This is a genomic window from Streptomyces sp. NPDC099050 (genome assembly GCF_044759865.1).
GTDB lineage: Bacteria > Actinomycetota > Actinomycetes > Streptomycetales > Streptomycetaceae > Streptomyces.
The window spans coordinates 72,845-89,823 of record NZ_JBIWAE010000023.1 but is presented as its reverse complement, the minus strand read 5'-3'; the positions used below and the strand labels follow the sequence as shown (position 1 = coordinate 89,823).

At 73.6% G+C, this 16,979-nt stretch carries 15 protein-coding genes and 1 pseudogene; 10 read left to right on the top strand and 6 right to left on the bottom strand.

Annotated elements, in window-relative coordinates:
- The first annotated feature begins 15 nt into the window (after positions 1-15).
- Positions 16-948, top strand: coding sequence for an EamA family transporter (locus ACIQV3_RS31620; RefSeq protein ID WP_403718213.1), 933 nt, complete (start codon positions 16-18; stop codon positions 946-948).
- Here ACIQV3_RS31620 and ACIQV3_RS31615 read toward each other — a convergent pair.
- From ACIQV3_RS31615 to ACIQV3_RS31595, 5 genes and pseudogenes are all read right to left on the bottom strand, one after another.
- A complete protein-coding gene (locus tag ACIQV3_RS31615) occupies positions 936-1,100 on the bottom strand; it encodes a hypothetical protein (protein WP_403718097.1) in 165 nt (54 codons plus the stop codon). The two genes, ACIQV3_RS31620 and ACIQV3_RS31615, sit on opposite strands and share 13 nt — an antisense overlap.
- An 84-nt stretch (positions 1,101-1,184) precedes the next feature.
- A pseudogene (locus ACIQV3_RS31610) lies at positions 1,185-1,316 on the bottom strand (RNA-guided endonuclease TnpB family protein); the annotation flags it as partial.
- Between the two features lie 171 nt (positions 1,317-1,487).
- The gene (locus tag ACIQV3_RS31605) at positions 1,488-1,694 is read right to left on the bottom strand and encodes a hypothetical protein (protein WP_403718095.1); all 207 of its coding nucleotides are present in this window, start codon (positions 1,692-1,694) and stop codon (positions 1,488-1,490) included.
- A 169-nt stretch (positions 1,695-1,863) separates the two neighbouring features.
- Positions 1,864-2,616 (bottom strand): HAD family hydrolase, encoded by a 753-nt coding sequence (locus ACIQV3_RS31600; RefSeq protein WP_403718091.1) that lies wholly within the window; start codon positions 2,614-2,616, stop codon positions 1,864-1,866.
- Positions 2,617-2,716: 100 nt separating this feature from the next.
- Positions 2,717-3,895 (bottom strand): alpha/beta fold hydrolase, encoded by a 1,179-nt coding sequence (locus ACIQV3_RS31595; RefSeq protein WP_403718088.1) that lies wholly within the window; start codon positions 3,893-3,895, stop codon positions 2,717-2,719.
- A gap of 206 nt (positions 3,896-4,101) precedes the next feature.
- On the opposite strand from ACIQV3_RS31595, the gene ACIQV3_RS31590 reads away from it, so the two are divergent.
- The 7 genes from ACIQV3_RS31590 to ACIQV3_RS31560 all read left to right on the top strand — a co-directional run bounded on the left by ACIQV3_RS31590 (position 4,102) and on the right by ACIQV3_RS31560 (position 13,895).
- The gene (locus ACIQV3_RS31590; protein WP_403718085.1) at positions 4,102-4,944 is read left to right on the top strand and encodes a TIGR03084 family metal-binding protein; all 843 of its coding nucleotides are present in this window, start codon (positions 4,102-4,104) and stop codon (positions 4,942-4,944) included.
- Positions 4,941-7,223 carry an acyclic terpene utilization AtuA family protein gene (locus tag ACIQV3_RS31585; RefSeq protein WP_403718082.1) on the top strand — a complete coding sequence of 761 codons (2,283 nt, stop codon included), beginning with the start codon at positions 4,941-4,943 and terminating at the stop codon, positions 7,221-7,223. Before ACIQV3_RS31590 ends, ACIQV3_RS31585 begins: the two co-directional genes overlap by 4 nt.
- The gene (locus ACIQV3_RS31580; protein WP_403718079.1) at positions 7,220-8,818 is read left to right on the top strand and encodes an acyl-CoA carboxylase subunit beta; all 1,599 of its coding nucleotides are present in this window, start codon (positions 7,220-7,222) and stop codon (positions 8,816-8,818) included. The genes ACIQV3_RS31585 and ACIQV3_RS31580 overlap by 4 nt, the downstream gene beginning before the upstream one ends.
- A gap of 20 nt (positions 8,819-8,838) precedes the next feature.
- A complete protein-coding gene (locus ACIQV3_RS31575; protein WP_403718076.1) occupies positions 8,839-10,812 on the top strand; it encodes a biotin carboxylase N-terminal domain-containing protein in 1,974 nt (657 codons plus the stop codon).
- The gene (locus ACIQV3_RS31570) at positions 10,809-11,999 is read left to right on the top strand and encodes an acyl-CoA dehydrogenase family protein (RefSeq protein WP_403718074.1); all 1,191 of its coding nucleotides are present in this window, start codon (positions 10,809-10,811) and stop codon (positions 11,997-11,999) included. Before ACIQV3_RS31575 ends, ACIQV3_RS31570 begins: the two co-directional genes overlap by 4 nt.
- A gap of 505 nt (positions 12,000-12,504) precedes the next feature.
- Positions 12,505-13,305 carry an enoyl-CoA hydratase family protein gene (locus ACIQV3_RS31565; protein ID WP_403718071.1) on the top strand — a complete coding sequence of 267 codons (801 nt, stop codon included), beginning with the start codon at positions 12,505-12,507 and terminating at the stop codon, positions 13,303-13,305.
- Positions 13,302-13,895: a TetR/AcrR family transcriptional regulator gene (locus ACIQV3_RS31560; protein WP_403718069.1), complete on the top strand. Its 594-nt coding sequence runs from the start codon at positions 13,302-13,304 to the stop codon at positions 13,893-13,895. Before ACIQV3_RS31565 ends, ACIQV3_RS31560 begins: the two co-directional genes overlap by 4 nt.
- Before the next feature lie 113 nt (positions 13,896-14,008).
- Here the strand turns inward: ACIQV3_RS31560 and ACIQV3_RS31555 are convergent, their stop codons facing one another.
- Positions 14,009-15,160 carry a citrate synthase 2 gene (locus tag ACIQV3_RS31555; RefSeq protein ID WP_403718212.1) on the bottom strand — a complete coding sequence of 384 codons (1,152 nt, stop codon included), beginning with the start codon at positions 15,158-15,160 and terminating at the stop codon, positions 14,009-14,011.
- Between the two features lie 237 nt (positions 15,161-15,397).
- On the opposite strand from ACIQV3_RS31555, the gene pdxH reads away from it, so the two are divergent.
- Together pdxH and ACIQV3_RS31545 are read left to right on the top strand one after the other, a co-directional pair.
- A complete protein-coding gene (gene pdxH, locus ACIQV3_RS31550) occupies positions 15,398-16,021 on the top strand; it encodes a pyridoxamine 5'-phosphate oxidase (protein ID WP_403718210.1) in 624 nt (207 codons plus the stop codon).
- 359 nt (positions 16,022-16,380) lie between these two features.
- A complete protein-coding gene (locus ACIQV3_RS31545) occupies positions 16,381-16,971 on the top strand; it encodes a PH domain-containing protein (RefSeq protein ID WP_403718067.1) in 591 nt (196 codons plus the stop codon).
- Positions 16,972-16,979 lie beyond the last annotated feature (8 nt).

Sequence of the window (16,979 nt, the reverse complement as noted above, 5' to 3'; positions counted from 1 at the left end):
GCCGAGCCCTCGCGAATGACGGCGGCCGCCTCCGGCACCGCCCCCGCGGACGGCTCCTTCCGGGCCCGCTTCGGCCCGGTCGCCCTGGTGGTCACGGCGGGCGTCTCCGTGCAGTTCGGTGCCGCCCTGGCGGTGATGCTCATGCCGCGGGCGGGCGCGGCCGGCGTGGTCACGCTGCGCCTCGCCGCGGCCGCGCTGGTGCTGCTGCTCGTGTGCCGGCCCAAGGTGCGCGGGTACTCCCGCTCCGACTGGTCGACCGTGGTGTGGTTCGGCGTGACCATGGCCGGCATGAACGGGTTCATCTACCAGGCCATCGACCGGATCCCCCTCGGCCCGGCCGTCACCCTGGAGGTGCTGGGCCCGCTGGTGCTCTCCGTCGTGATCTCCCGCCGGCTGCTGAACCTGCTGTGGGCCGGGCTGGCGCTGGCCGGAGTCGTCCTGCTGTCCACCCACGGCGGAGGCGGCCTGGGCGGGCTCGACCCGCTGGGTGTGGCCTTCGCCCTCGCGGCGGGCGGCATGTGGGCGGCGTACATCGTGTTCAGCGCGCGGACCGGCCGCCGGTTCCCCCAGGCGGACGGGCTGGCACTGGCGATGGCCGTGGCGGCCGTACTGTCCCTGCCGCTCGGCGTGATCGAGGCCGGCTCGGACCTGCTGCGCCCGAGCACCCTGCTCCTGGGCCTCGGCGTGGCGCTGCTGTCCTCGGTGCTGCCCTACACGCTGGAGCTGCTCGCCCTGCGCAGGCTCCCGGCGCCGACCTTCGCGATCCTGATGAGCCTGGAGCCCGCGATCGCCGCGACGGCCGGGTTCCTGATCCTGAACCAGGCGCTGTCGGCGCTCGACGCGGCGGCGATCGCGCTGGTCATCGTGGCGAGCATGGGCGCGGTCCGCTCGCAGACCCGCCCGCGGAACCCTCAGCCGGACCTTCAGCCGAGCCCTCAGCCGAACTGATCGTAGAAGTCGGTCTTGAGCCGCAGGGCCCGCTCCTCGGTCTCCCTGAAGCCGGCCGCCCCGGCCGCACCCTCCGCTCCGTCCGCCCGGCCGAGGAGCTCGGTCACCCGAGCGGCCAGCCGGTCGGAGTGGGTGTCGGACAGCAGGGACACCGTCGCGAGCGAATGCGTCTTCGCGTCGTGGACCAGATGCGGATGTTGAAGTGCTCTCCCGGCCAAAAGCCGGGAGATTCCTGCTTACCTTGCGGTAGCGGGCTTGACGCGCTGGGCGCGCCTGACGACTGCCCTCCCGGCAGCCGGGATGAGCGCGAGGCCCATCCGGTACAGGTCCAGGACGTTGCGGGCCGCGTTGTGGTCGGCGTTGCCCGACCCTCGTGCCCGTCGTGGTCGGCGACGACCGTATGCCGACTCCTTTGGTTCCAGGGAGGGTTGAGGAGTGGTTCGGGGAGAGTGGGGGTGAGCCCAGGCCACGCCCGGCCGGTGTCGGCCCGGTGCCGGACCAGTGCCGGACCAGTGCCGGTCCGGGTGTCGGTCAGGCGCTCAGTTCCAGATGATGTCGCCGGCCGGCCCGGCCGGCAGGGGCTTCACGTCCGCGTGCTGGACGTTCGCCTCGACGTGAGCCGTCTCGGCCGTCCCGGTCTGCTGGTCCCCGTCCGGGAAGTCCTGTCCCCAGCCGCTGAATATGGCCACGCCCAGCGCGAGGGCGCTCAGAGCGGCGGTCGCGCAGTACATCCGACGAGTCGTCATGCGCGGAGCATCCCAGCCGCCCGCGCCGGAGGGAAGGCCTCGGCCGTTCCTGTGCGAAGCGTCACCGGACCGGCGCGGGGGCCGGCTCCCCGCGCTGGGAACGGTTCTTCTCGGCCGACGGGGGCGGCTGTCGGCTGACGGGGGCGGCCGTCGGTCGACGGGGCCGTCGTCAGAGCAGCCCGATCCGCCCGAGCGTCGTGATCAACGCGTCCGGCCGCTGCTCGACCGGCAGGTGTGCGACCAGCCGGACCGGGCACCCCAGCGCCGCGGCCCCGGCGTCCGCGACGGCGTCGTCACCGACCATGAGCACGTCCGCGGGCGCCGCCCCGAGGGCCTCGCAGGCGACCCGGAACAGGCGCGGGTCGGGCTTCTGGACTCCGTGCTCGAAGGACAGCACGTACGCGTCGACGAACCGGTCGACCCCGTGGGCGCGGAAGACGGGGCGCAGGTCCCAGCCGATGTTGCTGACGATGGCGACGGGGACGCCCCGTTCGTGCAGGGCGGCGAGCGTGGCGGCGGTATCGGGGTAGGGCCGCCAGGCCTCGGGGGTCCAGTGCCGCTCGTAGAGGGCGTCGGCCAGCGCTGGGGAGGGCAGCGGTACCTCCCGGGCGAGTGCGGTGTAGGCGGCCCGGTGCCGCTCCGGGCTCAGGTCCCGCTCCCGCCACAGCGGTTCCAGCCGGTCCGGCAGCCGCTGCGGCGAGGCTCCGCCGGGCAGGGCGCCCGCCGCTTCGAGCCGGGCGGCCAGGGCGGTGAGTTCGGCCTCGGGCAGGTCGATGCCGGCGCCCGACACGACCGCGCGCAGCCAGTCCTCGGTGGGCTCGACGCGGAAGAGGGTGCCGGAGAAGTCGAACATCACGCCTTTGACCGAGCCCGCGAGCACGCCTCCGTCCCTGCCTTCGTCCCCGCCCACATCCCCGCCCATGTCCCGTCCCCGTTCCTGTGGTTGCGCCCGTCCCCGACGGGGATCCTCGTCGCGGTCGTACGCCGCGCGCAAGCGGATCCGGTGCTCGCGGGCGGCGGCGTCAGCCGCGCGTCCAGCGGAAGTCGACTTCCGGGTAGCGCGGGGAGGGGCTGTTCAGCAGGGGGGACGGCCGGTTCTTCAGGAACCGGTCGAGGCACAGGCGGGTGTAGGTCCGGATCAGCTCCGTCGAGCGGGCCGGGTCCAGGGTCCCGAGCAGTTCGGCGTACAGGTCGGGCGGCCAGGACTCCGCCAGCCCGCCGGGAACGGCGAAGTGCGGCAGATCGGTGTAGGTGAGGTGCCCGGTGTCGCGCACCCGCAGCTGGCGGCCCCATCCGCGCTGGTGCTCGCGCCAGCGGCGCCAGGTGTCGTGGTCCTCCAGCGCGGTGAGCAGCAGGTACGGCCGGTCCAGCCCGAGGTCGGCCACCGGCGAGCCGAACAGTGCGCCGTCGAGACCGACCCCGACGGCGAAGCGGTCGTCCACGCGCAGGAGTTCGGCGGCGGCGGCTCCCCCCATGGAATGTCCGACGACGCCGATCCGGCGGGGATCCGCGGAGGGCGACGTCCGCCGCCGTCGACGGGTCAGGGTCGTGGCCACGAACCGCAAGTCACCTACGCGGGCGGCGATTTCGAGACGCTCCTGGCGGTCCCAGTCGTCCGACTCCTCGGGCAGCACGCTGAGGGCGGTCCGGCCGTCGGGGAATTCCACGACCGCCGCGTCGTAGGTGTGGTCGATGCCCGCCACCAGGTACCCGTACGAGGCGAGTTCCTCGGCCAGGGCCGTGCAATTGCTGCGGCCGCCCATGCGTCCGTGTCCGAGCAGCACCAGCGGCAGCGGGCCCGGCACGGCCGGTGCGCCGGTCCGGGCGTGCGGACGTACGGCCCCCAGGGTGCCGGGCTCGAGGGGCAGGCTCGCCTCCAGGGCGGCGGCGACCCGGCTCGTGGTGTACGGAGCCCGGCGGAACCCGGCGGTGGTGAGCGCGGGATACCAGAGCTGCACCATGAGTTCGCGCGGCCTGCGGTCAGGCGCGAGGGGGTCGTCACGGTCGTGGTCGACCAGGTGCAGGTCGACGGTGCCGACCGGCCGCCGGGCGGTGGGGGCGGGGAGCTCGATGACCTGCCCTCCGTGCCCTTCGTGCCCTTCGTGCCCTTCGCGTCCGGCCGCGAGCGCGGGCACGGAGGGCAGTGTGACCGCCCCCGCGCTCAGACCGGCGAGAACCAGCAGGGACCGGCGCGTGACCATCAACCACCCCAAAGCATCAGTGCGCGGAAGGACCCCGTCACCCTAGAAGGTCTGGACCAATCTGCCTAGATGGCGGGACTCGTTCCGCATGCCAAGTCCCTTTCGGGCCAACCCCGTTCCCTCCCTCGAAAATAAATGCAAGCACGCTTGATTGTTTTCGCGGCGGCTGCCACGCTTCCCCTCACGCCGAGAAGGGGAGCGCACCCGTGCCCGATCCGTCCGCTGTCGAGAACGCCTCCACCGTCTCTGACGCCTCCACCGTCTTCGCCGTCTTCGCGGATCTCCGCGAGGAGGGCCGGGACCTCGACTCCCTGGTCGGGGAACTGCCCGCCCCCGACTGGGCGAAGCCCACGCCCGCACCCGGCTGGAGCCTCGCCCACCAGATCGCCCACCTGCACTGGACCGACCGGGCCGCGCTGCTCGCCCTCACCGACGCGGCCGCCTTCGCGGGGCTGGTCGAGGAGGCCCTGAAGGCCCCCGACTCCTTCGTCGACGCGGGTGCCGAGGAGGGAGCCGCACTGGCCCCCGCCGAGCTGCTCGCCCGCTGGCGGGAGGGCCGCACGGCCCTCGACGGGGCCCTCGCCGGGGCCTCGCCCGACGCCAAGTTCCCCTGGTACGGGCCGCCGATGAAGGCCGCGTCGATGGCGAGCGCCCGCCTGATGGAGACCTGGGCGCACGGCCAGGACGTGGCGGACGCCCTCGGGGTGCGCCGCACACCGACGGCCCGGCTGCGGCACGTGGCCCGGATCGGCGTACGGGCGCGCGACTACGCCTACGCGGTACGGGGCCTGCCGGCGCCGGCGGGGGAGTTCCGGGTGGAGCTGACGGCTCCGGGAGCCCCTGGCGAGGTGTGGGCGTACGGCCCCGAGGACGCGCCGCAGCGGGTCACCGGCCCGGCGCTCGACTTCTGCCTGCTGGTGACGCAGCGCGCCCACCGCGCCGACCTGGCGCTGACGGCGTCCGGCCCCGATGCCGACGGCTGGCTCGACATCGCCCAGGCCTTCGCCGGCCCGGCGGGCCCGGGCCGTACGCCGGGGGCCTCCCGATGACCCGTCGCCCCCTCCTCATCGGCAACGCGTCGGGCTTCTACGGAGACCGCTTCGACGCCCTGCGCGAGATGCTGACGGACGGCCCCCTCGACGTGCTGACCGGGGACTACCTGGCCGAGCTGACCATGCTGATCCTCGGCCGCGACCGGCTGAAGAACCCGGAACTCGGCTACGCGAAAACCTTCCTGCGCCAGCTGGAGGAGTGCCTCGGCCTCGCGCACGAGCGGGGCGTACGGATCGTCGTGAACGCGGGCGGCCTGAACCCGGCGGGCCTCGCCGGAGCGGTGCGCGCGCTGGCCGCGAAGCTGTCGGTCCCGGTCTCGGTGGCGCATGTCGAGGGCGACGACCTGATGTCGCACCCGGCGCCGTACGCGCTGCCGTCCGGGGAGGGCGCGCTCACCGCGAACGCCTACCTGGGCGGCGCCGGGATCACGGCCTGCCTGCGGGCGGGCGCGGACGTGGTGGTGACCGGCCGGGTCACGGACGCGGCGCTGGTGAGCGGGCCCGCGGCCTGGTGGTTCGACTGGGCGCCGGACGACCACGACCGGCTGGCCGGGGCGGTGGTGGCGGGCCACGTACTGGAGTGCGGCACCCAGGCCACGGGCGGCAACTACGCCTTCTTCACCCGGCACGACGTGTCCCGCCCGGGGTTCCCGCTGGCGGAGATCGCGGAGGACGGCTCGTCGGTCATCACGAAGCACCCGGGCACGGGCGGCGTGGTCTCCGTCGGTACGGTCACGGCCCAGCTCCTCTACGAAACCCAGGGAGCCCGCTACCTCGGCCCCGACGTGACGGCCCGCCTGGACACGGTCCGGCTGTCGCGGGCGGGCGCGGACCGGGTCCGGGTCTCCGGGGTCCTGGGGGAGGCCCCGCCCGGCACCCTGAAGGTGGGCGTGACCCGCATCGGGGGCTGGCGCAACGAGGTCGTCTTCGTCCTGACGGGCCTTGACGTCGACGCGAAGGCGGCGCTGGTGCGGGAGCAGTTGGCCCCGCTCCTGTCCTCGGTGGCCTTCGCCGCGTGGACGCTGTCCCGCACGGACCACGAGGACGCGGAGACGGAGGAGACCGCGAGCGCGCTGCTGCGCCTGGTCGTCCGGGACCCGTCCCCCGACCGGGTGGGCCGCGCGCTGACCTCGGCGGCCATCGAACTGGCCCTGGCCAGCTACCCCGGCTTCCACGTCACGGCCCCACCGTCCCCGGCCCAGCCGTACGGAGTCTTCACCGCGACCACCGTCCCCTCGACCGAAGCCCCCCACACGGCGGTCCTCGCGGACGGCACCCGGATGCCGATCCCCACCTCCCCGCCGCCAAACCCGACACCTCCGGCACCAGACCCATCCGCGGCGTCACCAGATCCGGCCCCTCGGGCACCCGCTCCGGCTTCGGCGTCGCCAGATCCGGGCCTTCCGGCACCAGATCCAGCCCCTCCGGCGCTTGAGGAGCGGGGGCCCGGGGGCGGAGCCCCCGAAGGGGCCGGGGCGGAGCCCCGCCCCGGGGGCCCGGGGGCGCAGCCCCCGGTTTCGGGAAGGGGCGGGGTGGGGGAAAGCCCCGCAGGGCCCACGGCCCCCGCGCTGGAGGCTGTGCGCGCCGCCGCGCCGGGGGCTGCGCCGGCCCCCGGGCTGGAGGCTGCGCCCGCCGCCGCGCCGGAGGCTGCGCCGGCCCCCGCGCCGGAGGTTGCGCGCGCCCCCGCGCCGGAGGCTGCGCCCGCCCCCGAGCCGCAGGCTCCCGCCGCCACCCGCAGGGTGCCGCTCGGCACCCTCTTCGGGGCCCGCAGCGGCGACAAGGGCGGGGACGCCAACGTCGGGGTGTGGGCCGAGACCGGCCCCGCCTGGGAGTGGCTCCGCACCACCCTCACCGTCGAAGCCTTCAAGGCGCTACTCCCCGAAGCGACCCCACTGGAAGTGACCCGCGCCGAGCTCCCGAACCTGCGCTCCCTCAACTTCACCGTCACCCGGATCCTCGGCGACGGCGTGGCCTCCGGCCACCGCTTCGACCCCCAGGCCAAGGCCCTCGGCGAATGGCTCCGCTCCCGCCACGTGGACATCCCCGCAGCCCTGCTGCAACCGCGGGAGAAGGAGCTCGCGGCCCTGCCGCAACCGACGGCGGAGGCGTCGGCATCCGTGCCGCAACGGCCGGCGAAGAAGCCCGCGGCCCTGCCGCAACCGCCTCGGTCGGCGGAGCCCCCCGCGCCGTCGCAACCGCCGGCGGAGCCCCCCGCGCCGCCGCGACCGCCCGCGGAGCCCCCCGTACCCACCACCACCCCGGAGGGGACCCCGTGACCCGCCTCAAGAGTGCCGTCGACCCGCTCGCCCCCGAGCACGCGCAGGCCCGTACCGCCGCCCTGGAACGCCTCGCCGAGCTCGATGCCGCGCACGCCGCCGCTCTCGCCGGCGGCGGCGAGAAGTACACGGCACGCCACAAGACCCGCGGCAAGCTCCTCGCCCGCGAACGCGTCGAGCTGCTCCTCGACCCGGACACCCCCTTCCTGGAGCTGTCCCCGCTCGCCGCCTGGAGCAGCGATTACCCGGTCGGCGCTTCCATGGTCACCGGCATCGGCACCGTCGAGGGCGTCGAATGCCTGGTCACGGCCAACGACCCCACCGTCCGGGGCGGCGCCTCCAACCCCTGGACACTGAAAAAGGCACTCCGCGCCAACGAGATCGCCCGCCAGAACCGGCTCCCCTGCATCAGCCTCGTCGAGTCCGGCGGCGCCGATCTCCCCTCCCAGAAGGAGATCTTCATCCCGGGCGGCGCCATCTTCCGCGACCTCACCCGGCTCTCGGCCGACGGCGTCCCCACCATCGCCGTCGTCTTCGGCAACTCCACCGCCGGAGGCGCGTACATCCCCGGCATGTCCGACCACACCATCATGATCAAGGACCGATCCAAGGTGTTCCTGGGCGGCCCGCCGCTCGTCAAGATGGCCACCGGCGAGGAGAGCGACGACGAGTCCCTCGGCGGAGCCGACATGCACGCCCGGACCTCCGGCCTCGCCGATTACTACGCCCTCGACGAGCACGACGCCATCCGCCGGGCCCGCCGCGTCGTCGCCCGCCTCAACCACCGCAAGGCCCGGCCCGATCCGGTACGCGCCGAGGAACCCCTCCACGATCCGGAGGAACTCCTCGGGATCGTCCCGGCCGACCTCAAGACCCCCTTCGACCCCCGCGAGGTCATCGCCCGGATCGTCGACGCCTCCGACTTCGACGAGTTCAAGCCCCTCTACGGCACTAGCCTGGTCACCGGCTGGGCGAGCCTGCACGGCTACCCGGTCGGCATCCTCGCCAACGCCCAAGGGGTGCTCTTCAGCGCGGAATCGCAGAAGGCGGCCCAGTTCATCCAGCTCGCCAACCAGCGTGACATCCCGCTCCTCTTCCTCCACAACACCACCGGCTACATGGTCGGCAAGGAGTACGAGCAGGGCGGCATCATCAAGCACGGCTCGATGATGATCAACGCGGTCTCGAACTCGAAGGTCCCCCACCTCTCCGTCCTCATCGGCGCCAGCTACGGCGCCGGCCACTACGGCATGTGCGGCCGGGCCTACGAGCCCCGCTTCCTCTTCGCCTGGCCCAGCGCCAAGTCCGCCGTCATGGGCCCCGCCCAGCTCGCCGGGGTGCTCTCGATCGTCTCCCGCCAGTCGGCCGCCGCGAAGGGCCGGCCCTATGACGAAGAGGCCGACGCCGGCATGCGCGCCTTCGTCGAGGCGCAGATCGAGTCCGAGTCCCTGCCGATGTTCCTGTCCGGACGGCTGTACGACGACGGGGTCATCGACCCCCGCGACACCCGCACCGTCCTCGGCCTGTGCCTCTCGGCCGTCCACAACGCCCCCGTCGAGGGCGCCCGTGGCGGCTTCGGCGTCTTCCGGATGTGAGCCCGCAGATGAACCCGCAGATGAGCCCGCACACGCCCCCGCTCACGACCCCGCACACCCACCCCACGCACCTGACCTCCCTCCTGGTCGCCAACCGCGGCGAGATCGCGGTCCGCGTCTTCCGCACGGCCCGCGCGCTGGGCCTGGACACCGTCGCCGTGCACTCCGACCCCGACGCCGACGCCCTGCACGTCCGTGCGGCCGACGCGGCCGTACGGCTGCCGGGCGCGGCCCCCGCCGACACCTACCTGCGCGGCGACCTGGTCATCGCGGCCGCCCTCGCGGCGGGCGCCGACGCCGTCCACCCCGGCTATGGGTTCCTCTCCGAGAACGCCGGCTTCGCCCGCGCCGTGCGCGCCGCCGGGCTCATCTGGGTCGGCCCGCCGCCCGAGGCGATGGAGGCCATGGCCTCCAAAACCCGGGCCAAGGAGCTGATGCGCGCCGCAGGGGTCCCGCTGCTCGACCCCGTCGACCCGCACGCGGCCACCACCGCCGACCTCCCGCTGCTCCTCAAGGCGGCCGCGGGCGGCGGCGGCCGCGGGATGCGGGTGGTCCGCGACCTCGACTCCCTGAAGGAGTCCCTCGAAGCCGCCTCCGCCGAGGCCCTGTCCGCCTTCGGCGACGGAGAGGTCTTCGCCGAGCCCTACGTGGAGCGCGGCCGCCACGTCGAGGTGCAGGTCCTCGCCGACTCCCACGGCACCGTGTGGGCGCTCGGCACCCGCGACTGTTCCCTCCAGCGGCGCCACCAGAAGGTCATCGAGGAAGCCCCCGCGCCCGGCCTCCCCGAGGCCCTGCGCACCACGCTCCACGAGGCCGCCGTGGCCGCCGCCCGCGCGGTCTCGTACGAGGGCGCGGGCACGGTGGAGTTCCTCGTCACCGCCGACGGCCGCCCGTACTTCCTGGAGATGAACACCCGCCTCCAGGTGGAACACCCGGTCACCGAAGCCGTCTTCGGCCTCGACCTCGTCGCCCTTCAGCTGCGGATCGCCGAGGGAGCCGCCCTGCCCCTGGACCCTCCCGCGCCCGCCGGACACGCCGTCGAGGCCCGCCTCTACGCCGAGGACCCGGCCGCCGACTGGCGTCCGCAGACCGGCGTCCTGCACACCCTCGATGTCCCCTCCACGGTCCGCGTGGACACCGGTTTCACCGACGGGGACACCGTCTCCGTCCACTACGACCCCATGCTGGCCAAGGTCGTCGCGCATGCCCCGACCCGCGCCGAGGCGGTCCGCGCCCTGGCCCACGCCCTCGCCGGAGCCCGGATCCACGGGCTGATCACCAACCGCGAGCTCCTCGTACGCTCCCTGCGGCACCCGGAGTTCGCGGCTGCCCGGCTCGACACCGGGTTCTACGAGCGCCACCTGCCCGCCCTCACCGAGGCGGACCCGGACGACCGGGCCCCCGTACTCAGTGCGCTCGCCGCAGCCCTCGCCGATTCCGCCCCCGACCCGGACGCCCCGCTGGCCACCCGCCTCGGCGGCTGGCGCAACCTCCGCTCCCAGCCGCAGAGCCGCCGGTACACGGCGGCCGGGACCGAGTACGCAGTCCGCTACCACCCGGAGCGCAGCGGCCCCCCGGACCTCCTCGACCACCCCGGTGTGCGGGTCCTGTCCGCAGCGCGCCACGCGGTGACCCTCGAAGTGGACGGCGTCCGGCGGCTGTTCCACGTGAAACAAAAATCGAACACGACCTACGTGGACTCCGTACTCGGCTCCCACGCCCTGGCCCCCGTCCCGCGGTTCGAGGACCCCCAGGACCGCACCGAACCGGGCTCCCTGCTCGCCCCCATGCCCGGCACCGTGGTCCGGGTCGCCGAGGGCCTCGCCCCCGGCAGCCCCGTCACCGCCGGGCAGCCCCTGCTCTGGCTGGAGGCCATGAAGATGGAGCACCGCATCCTCGCGCCCGCCTCCGGCACGCTCACCGCGCTCCACGCCGTCACCGGCCAACAGGTCGAATTCGGCGCCCTGCTCGCCGTAGTCCAGGAGGAAGCATGAGCTCCACCCCAGGCACCACGACGCTCGGCACCACAACCCTCGAAACTGAAGAACACCAGGCCCTGCGCGCGGCGGTCGCCGCCCTCGGCCGCAAGTACGGGCGCGAGTACCTCGCCCGCATCGCCCGGGAGGGCGGCCACCCCGACGAACTGTGGGCGGACGCCGCCAAACTGGGCTACCTCGGAGTCAACCTCCCCGAGGAGTACGGCGGCGGAGGCGGCGGCATCGCCGAACTGTCCATCGTGCTCGAAGAACTCGGCGCCGCCGGCTGCCCGCTCCTCATGATGGTCGTCTCGCCCGCCATCTGCGGCACGGTCATCGCCCGCTTCGGCACCGAGGACCAGAAGCGTGCCTGGCTGCCCGGGCTCGCCGACGGCACCCGCACCATGGCCTTCGGCATCACCGAACCCGACGCCGGCTCCAACTCCCACCGCATCACCACCACCGCCCGCCGCGACGGCGACGACTGGATCCTCACCGGCCGCAAGGTCTTCATCTCCGGCGTGGACATCGCCGACGCCACCCTCATCGTGGGCCGCACGGAAGACGCCAGGACGGGCAGCCTCAAGCCCTGCCTGTTCATCGTCCCCCGCGAGGCCCCGGGTTTCGCCCACACCCCCATCGACATGGAACTCCAGGCTGCGGAAAAGCAGTTCGAGCTGGTCCTGGACGACGTACGCCTCCCCTCCTCGGCCCTGGTCGGCGACGAGGACGCGGGCCTGCTCCAGCTCTTCGCGGGCCTCAACCCCGAGCGCGTCATGACCGCCGCCTTCGCCATCGGCATGGGCCGCTACGCCCTCGCCCGGGCCGTCGACTACGCGAAGACCCGCCAGGTCTGGAAGACCCCCATCGGCGCCCACCAGGCCATCGCCCACCCCCTGGCGGCCGCGCACATCGACCTCGAACTGGCCCGCCTGATGATGCAGAAGGCGGCCCACCTGTACGACGCCGGCGAGGACATGGCCGCGGGCGAGGCCGCGAACATGGCGAAGTACGCGGCGGGGGAGGCGTGCGTCCGCGCGGTGGACCAGTCCGTCCACACCCTGGGCGGCAACGGCCTCACCCGCGAGTACGGCCTCGCGGCGCTGATCGTCGCCTCCCGGGTGGCCCGAATAGCCCCGGTCAGCCGGGAAATGATCCTCAACTTCATCTCCCACCAGACCCTGGGCCTCCCCAAGTCCTACTGATTCTTTCTTACGCGCCGGACTCCGTCCGGCGGTGGCCTGTCGGGGCCGCAGCCACCGCCGTCCCGGAGCGGGCCCGGTGGGCGGGTGCGGAGAGGTGGGCCCTGCGGGGCTGGGTCCCCTACCCTCCCCCAGACTCCGTCCGGGGGGACCCCCGGTTCCACCGTTCCCCGGGCTCTGCCCGGACCCCTTGCCGGGTGTGGCGCCGTTGCCGGGGGCCGGCCCCCGGACCCGGCTCCTCAAACGCCGGAGGGGCTGGATGGGCGGCAAAACCCAGCCTCGCCGGCGTTTGCGGCGCGGGGTCTGGGGCGGAGCCCCAGGGGGTCCGGGCGCAGCCCGGGACCCCTGTTCTTCAGCCGGTCCGGCGTTTGAGGACCGGGGTCCGGGCAGCGCCCGGGGCACCCGAGCCAGCCCACCCGGGTCCGCCCACCCGGGTCCGCCATAGGCGGCCCGCATACCCTCCCCGGAGGGGATCCCGACCGAGCCGACCAACCCCTCCGGAGGAGACATGCCCCCACTGGTCCACGCCGCGCGAACGCCCGGCCTCACCACCCTCACCCTCGACTCCCCGGCCAACCGCAACGCCCTCTCCGCCACCCTCGTCCAGGAGCTCCGCGCAGCCCTCGCCACCGCGGCAGCGGACAGGTCCACCCGGGCCGTCGTCCTGACCCACACCGGCACCACCTTCTGCGCCGGCGCCGACCTCAAGTCCCCTTGCGACCCGGCGGACTTCCTGGCCCTGCTCCGCGAGATCGCCGAACTCCCCAAGCCGGTCGTCGCCCGCGTCACCGGCCACGTCCGCGCGGGCGGCCTCGGCCTGCTCGGCGTCTGCGACATCGCCGCCGCCGGGCAGGCGTCCACGTACGCCTTCACCGAGACGCACCTCGGTGTCGTACCGGCCGTGATCTCCGCCCCGCTGCTCCCGCGCCTGGACCCCCGCGCCGCCGCCCGCTACTTCCTGACCGCCGAGGTCTTCGACGCCGCCGAAGCCACCCGCATCGGCCTGCTCACCCTCCACGGCACGGACGGCACGGACGGCACGGACGGCACGGATGGCACGGACGCCGGGGACGCCGTGGGTGCCGAGGGCCTCGACAAGCTCCTGGGCCCCGTCCTGGAGGGCCTCCTCAAGGCCGGCCCCGAGGCCCTGGCCGCGACGAAACGGCTGGTCACCGCCCCAGTACGGGCCGCCCTGGAGCGGGACGGCGCCGCCCTCACCGAGCTGTCCGCCCGGCACTTCGCCTCCGCCGAGGCCCGCGAGGGGATCAGCGCCCGCTTCGAGCGACGGGACCCGTCGTGGCTGCGGTGACCACGGAGAGCGGGCCCAAGCAGGCCCGCAGCCGCGTGACCCGCCGCCACCTCCTGGAGGCGGCCGTCTCCTGCCTCGCCGAACAGGGCTGGGCCGGCTCCACCGTCGCCGTGGTCGCGGAGCGGGCCGGCGTCTCGCGCGGAGCGGCCCAGCACCACTTCCGCACCCGCGAGGAACTGTTCACGGCGGCCGTCGAGTACATGGCCGAGGTGCGCTCCACCGCCCTGCTGGACCTGTTCCCGCAGGGCGGCCCCGCCGCGGCCCGCGCCGATGTGGTCGGGGCGCTCATCGACCTGTACACCGGCCCGATGTTCCGCGCCGCCCTCCAGCTGTGGGTCGCGGCCTCCCACGAGGAGCAGCTGCGGCCCCGGGTGGCCGAGCTGGAGGCCCGCGTGGGCCGCGAGACCCACCGCATGGCCGTGAAGCTGCTGGGCGCGGACGAGTCCGTACCGGGCGTACGGGAAACCGTCCAGGGCCTGCTCGACATGGCCCGCGGCCTGGGCCTGGCCAACGTCCTCACCGACGACACCGCCCGCCGCGCGCGGGTGGTCGCCCAGTGGGCCCGGATCCTCGACTCGGAACTGGGCTGACGCCCGGGCCCCGAACGGCTCCCGCGCACGCGAAGGGCGCCGCACCCCGAGGGGATGCGGCGCCCTTCGTCACGGCGGCGGCCCTGTGCGGGGGCAGCCGGCGGCCGGCGGGATCAGGCGGTGGAGGCGATGCCAGTAGCGCCCGCGGTGCCTGTGATGTCCGTAATGTCCGTGATGTCGGAGTATCCCTCGATCTCGCGCGGGTTGCGCACGCCCGGCCCGGTGTAGCGGGCCGAGGGGCGGACCAGGCGGCCCGTGCGCTTCTGCTCCAGGATGTGCGCGGACCAGCCGGCGGTACGGGCACACGTGAACATCGAGGTGAACATGTGCGCCGGGACCTCCGCGAAGTCCAGCATGATCGCGGCCCAGAACTCCACGTTCGTCGCGAGCACCCGGTCGGGACGGCGCGCGTGCAGCTCCTCCAGGGCGGCCTTCTCCAGTGCGGCGGCCACCTCGTAGCGCGGGGCGTCCAGTTCCTTGGCCGTGCGCCGCAGCACGCGGGCGCGCGGGTCCTCGGCGCGGTAGACGCGGTGGCCGAAGCCCATCAGCCGCTCGCCCTTGTCCAGGGCCTTCTTCACGTACGCCACGGCGTCGCCGGTGCGCTCGATCTCCTCGATCATGCCGAGGACGCGCGAGGGCGCCCCGCCGTGCAGCGGCCCCGACATGGCGCCCACCGCCCCGGACAGTGCGGCCGCGACATCGGCACCCGTCGAGGCGATGACGCGGGCGGTGAAGGTCGAGGCGTTCATGCCGTGTTCGGCGGCCGAGGTCCAGTAGGCGTCGACGGCCTTGACGTGGCGCGGGTCGGGCTCGCCGCGCCAGCGGATCATGAACCGCTCGACGACGGACTCGGCCTTGTCGATCTCGCTCTGCGGGACCATCGGGCGTCCCTGGCCGCGCGCGGACTGGGCGACGTACGACAGTGCCATCACGGCCGCCCGCGCCAGATCGTCGCGCGCGGTCCGCTCGTCGATGTCGAGCAGCGGTTTCAGACCCCACACGGGGGCGAGCATGGCGAGCGCGGACTGCACGTCGACCCGGATGTCACCGGAGTGCACCGGGATCGGGAAGGGCTCGGCGGCCGGCAGGCCGGGGTTGAAGGCACCGTCGACCAGCAGGCCCCAGACGTTCCCGAAGGAGACGTGGCCCACGAGGTCTTCGATGTCGACGCCCCGGTAGCGGAGCGACCCACCCTCCTTGTCGGGTTCGGCGATCTCCGTTTCGAACGCGACGACTCCCTCAAGACCGGGTACGAAGTCGGACATCATGCGGCTCCTCAAATAGTGCGAACACGCGCGGCTCCCGGCGTGATTCGCGGTCCGGCGCGGTCATCCCCGTTGATGCCCGGCACGTCCGATGGTCATCCGTTCGGGACCGTCGGACCGGCCCCAAGATTTTGTCCGTTCCGCTTGGCGCGGGGAAGCGTGACATACGGCACAGTCGCGGACGTCCCTCTGCGGCAGGATGGCCGCGTGACCGATCAGCACCTTGACCCTGCCGACATGCGCAAGCAGTACCGCTCCCAGCTCGTCGCCGAGGAAAGCCTCGCCGGGGAGCCGATGGGCCAGTTCGCGCGCTGGTTCCGGGACGCGGCGGAGGCGAACGTCTTCGAACCCAACGCGATGGTCGTCGCGAGCGCAACTCCCGACGGCCGGCCCAGTACGCGCACGGTCCTGTTGAAGCAGTTCGACGACCGCGGCTTCGTCTTCTTCACGAACTACGACTCCCGCAAGGGCCGCGAACTGGCCGCCAACCCCTTCGTCTCCCTGCTCTTCCCCTGGCACCCGATCGCCCGCCAGGTCGTCGTCACCGGCACGGCCTCGCGCATCGGCCGGGACGAGACGGCGGCGTACTTCCGCTCCCGCCCCCACGGCTCCCAGCTGGGCGCCTGGGCCAGCGAACAGTCCACGGTGATCGCCTCCCGCGCGGAGCTGGACCGCCGCTACGCGGAGCTGGAGGCCCGCTACCCGGAGGGCGAACAGGTTCCGGTTCCCCCGCAGTGGGGCGGCATCCGCGTGGTCCCCGACGCGGTGGAATTCTGGCAGGGCCACGAGAACCGCCTCCACGACCGCCTCCGTTACGTCCTGGAGGCGGGCACCTGGCGCGTGGAACGCCTCTGCCCGTAAGGCCCCGCGAGGCCCCGTAAGGCTCAGTAAGGCCCTGCTCACACGCAGACGACCCGCGAGCTCGGGTTTCCCCCCTGCAGTGGGGGAAGCCGGCCGGACGTACCGGCGAGCTCGCGGGTCGGGTGACTGCTTGGGATTGGCGCCGGCGACTCCGCCGGGCACCGCACTGGGTGCGTGCGACAGCGGGCGCTTTAGCCCGCAGCCACCTCACGCGTCCGGTTTCCGTACATTGCGGCAACCACCTCCCTTCTCGTGTGAGACAGAGCCTAGGCACGTCCCCCCGCCCCCACAACCGTTTATTAATCGCCGGGTGAGGCGCAGGATGAAGCCCGTCGAGGATCAAGATCCATGGGGGAGTCATGCCGGATGTCGCACTGCCACGCCGTTACCGGGGGAAGCCGACCTGGGGGTTCGGCGTCGTCCTGTTCGTGAGCTGCGGGCTCCTCGTTCTGAAGGTCGGCGTGGAGTCGTCCATGCCCGGCTGGGGGACGGCGCTGCTCGGCGCCCTGCTGGCGGCCTTCTGCGCGGGGCTCCTGTATGCCGGGACGCGCGCCTTCACCACCGTCGACCGCCGCGGCATCATCCTGCGCCGCATGTTCCGGGTCAGGCGCTTCGCCTGGGACGACATCCACGACATCCGTACCGTGAACGCTCCTCCCGGGGATCGGGGCATGGCGCCCGGCACCTCCGTGTACCTCTACCGCACCGACGGCCGGCGGATGATCCTGCCGTTCCTGGACGACAACGAGATGACGGGCGTCGAGCAGGAGGTCGAGGGACTGCGGTCCCTCCTGACGGAGCGCCGCCGGGCCGACTGGGCGCCCGACCCGCGGGCCGAGCCGCGCATCGCCCGGCAGGCGGCACGGTGGGAGCACATGCACCAGAAGGCGGTGGTGGTCGGCCTCGTCCTCGTGGTGGTCGCCGTGATCGTCTTCCTGACCGGCCTCTGACCGGATTT

Excerpts from the sequence above, each read along its gene's own strand:
- ACIQV3_RS31620 (WP_403718213.1), top strand. The coding sequence starts at position 16 with ATGACGGCGGCCGCCTCCGGCACCGCCCCCGCGGACGGCTCCTTCCGG.
- ACIQV3_RS31605 (WP_403718095.1), bottom strand. The coding sequence starts at position 1,694 with ATGACGACTCGTCGGATGTACTGCGCGACCGCCGCTCTGAGCGCCCTC.
- ACIQV3_RS31600 (WP_403718091.1), bottom strand. The coding sequence starts at position 2,616 with ATGGGCGGGGATGTGGGCGGGGACGAAGGCAGGGACGGAGGCGTGCTC.
- ACIQV3_RS31595 (WP_403718088.1), bottom strand. The coding sequence starts at position 3,895 with ATGGTCACGCGCCGGTCCCTGCTGGTTCTCGCCGGTCTGAGCGCGGGG.
- ACIQV3_RS31585 (WP_403718082.1), top strand. The coding sequence starts at position 4,941 with ATGACCCGTCGCCCCCTCCTCATCGGCAACGCGTCGGGCTTCTACGGA.
- ACIQV3_RS31575 (WP_403718076.1), top strand. The coding sequence starts at position 8,839 with ATGAGCCCGCACACGCCCCCGCTCACGACCCCGCACACCCACCCCACG.
- ACIQV3_RS31570 (WP_403718074.1), top strand. The coding sequence starts at position 10,809 with ATGAGCTCCACCCCAGGCACCACGACGCTCGGCACCACAACCCTCGAA.
- ACIQV3_RS31565 (WP_403718071.1), top strand. The coding sequence starts at position 12,505 with ATGCCCCCACTGGTCCACGCCGCGCGAACGCCCGGCCTCACCACCCTC.
- ACIQV3_RS31555 (WP_403718212.1), bottom strand. The coding sequence starts at position 15,160 with ATGTCCGACTTCGTACCCGGTCTTGAGGGAGTCGTCGCGTTCGAAACG.
- pdxH (WP_403718210.1), top strand. The coding sequence starts at position 15,398 with ATGCGCAAGCAGTACCGCTCCCAGCTCGTCGCCGAGGAAAGCCTCGCC.
- ACIQV3_RS31545 (WP_403718067.1), top strand. The coding sequence starts at position 16,381 with ATGCCGGATGTCGCACTGCCACGCCGTTACCGGGGGAAGCCGACCTGG.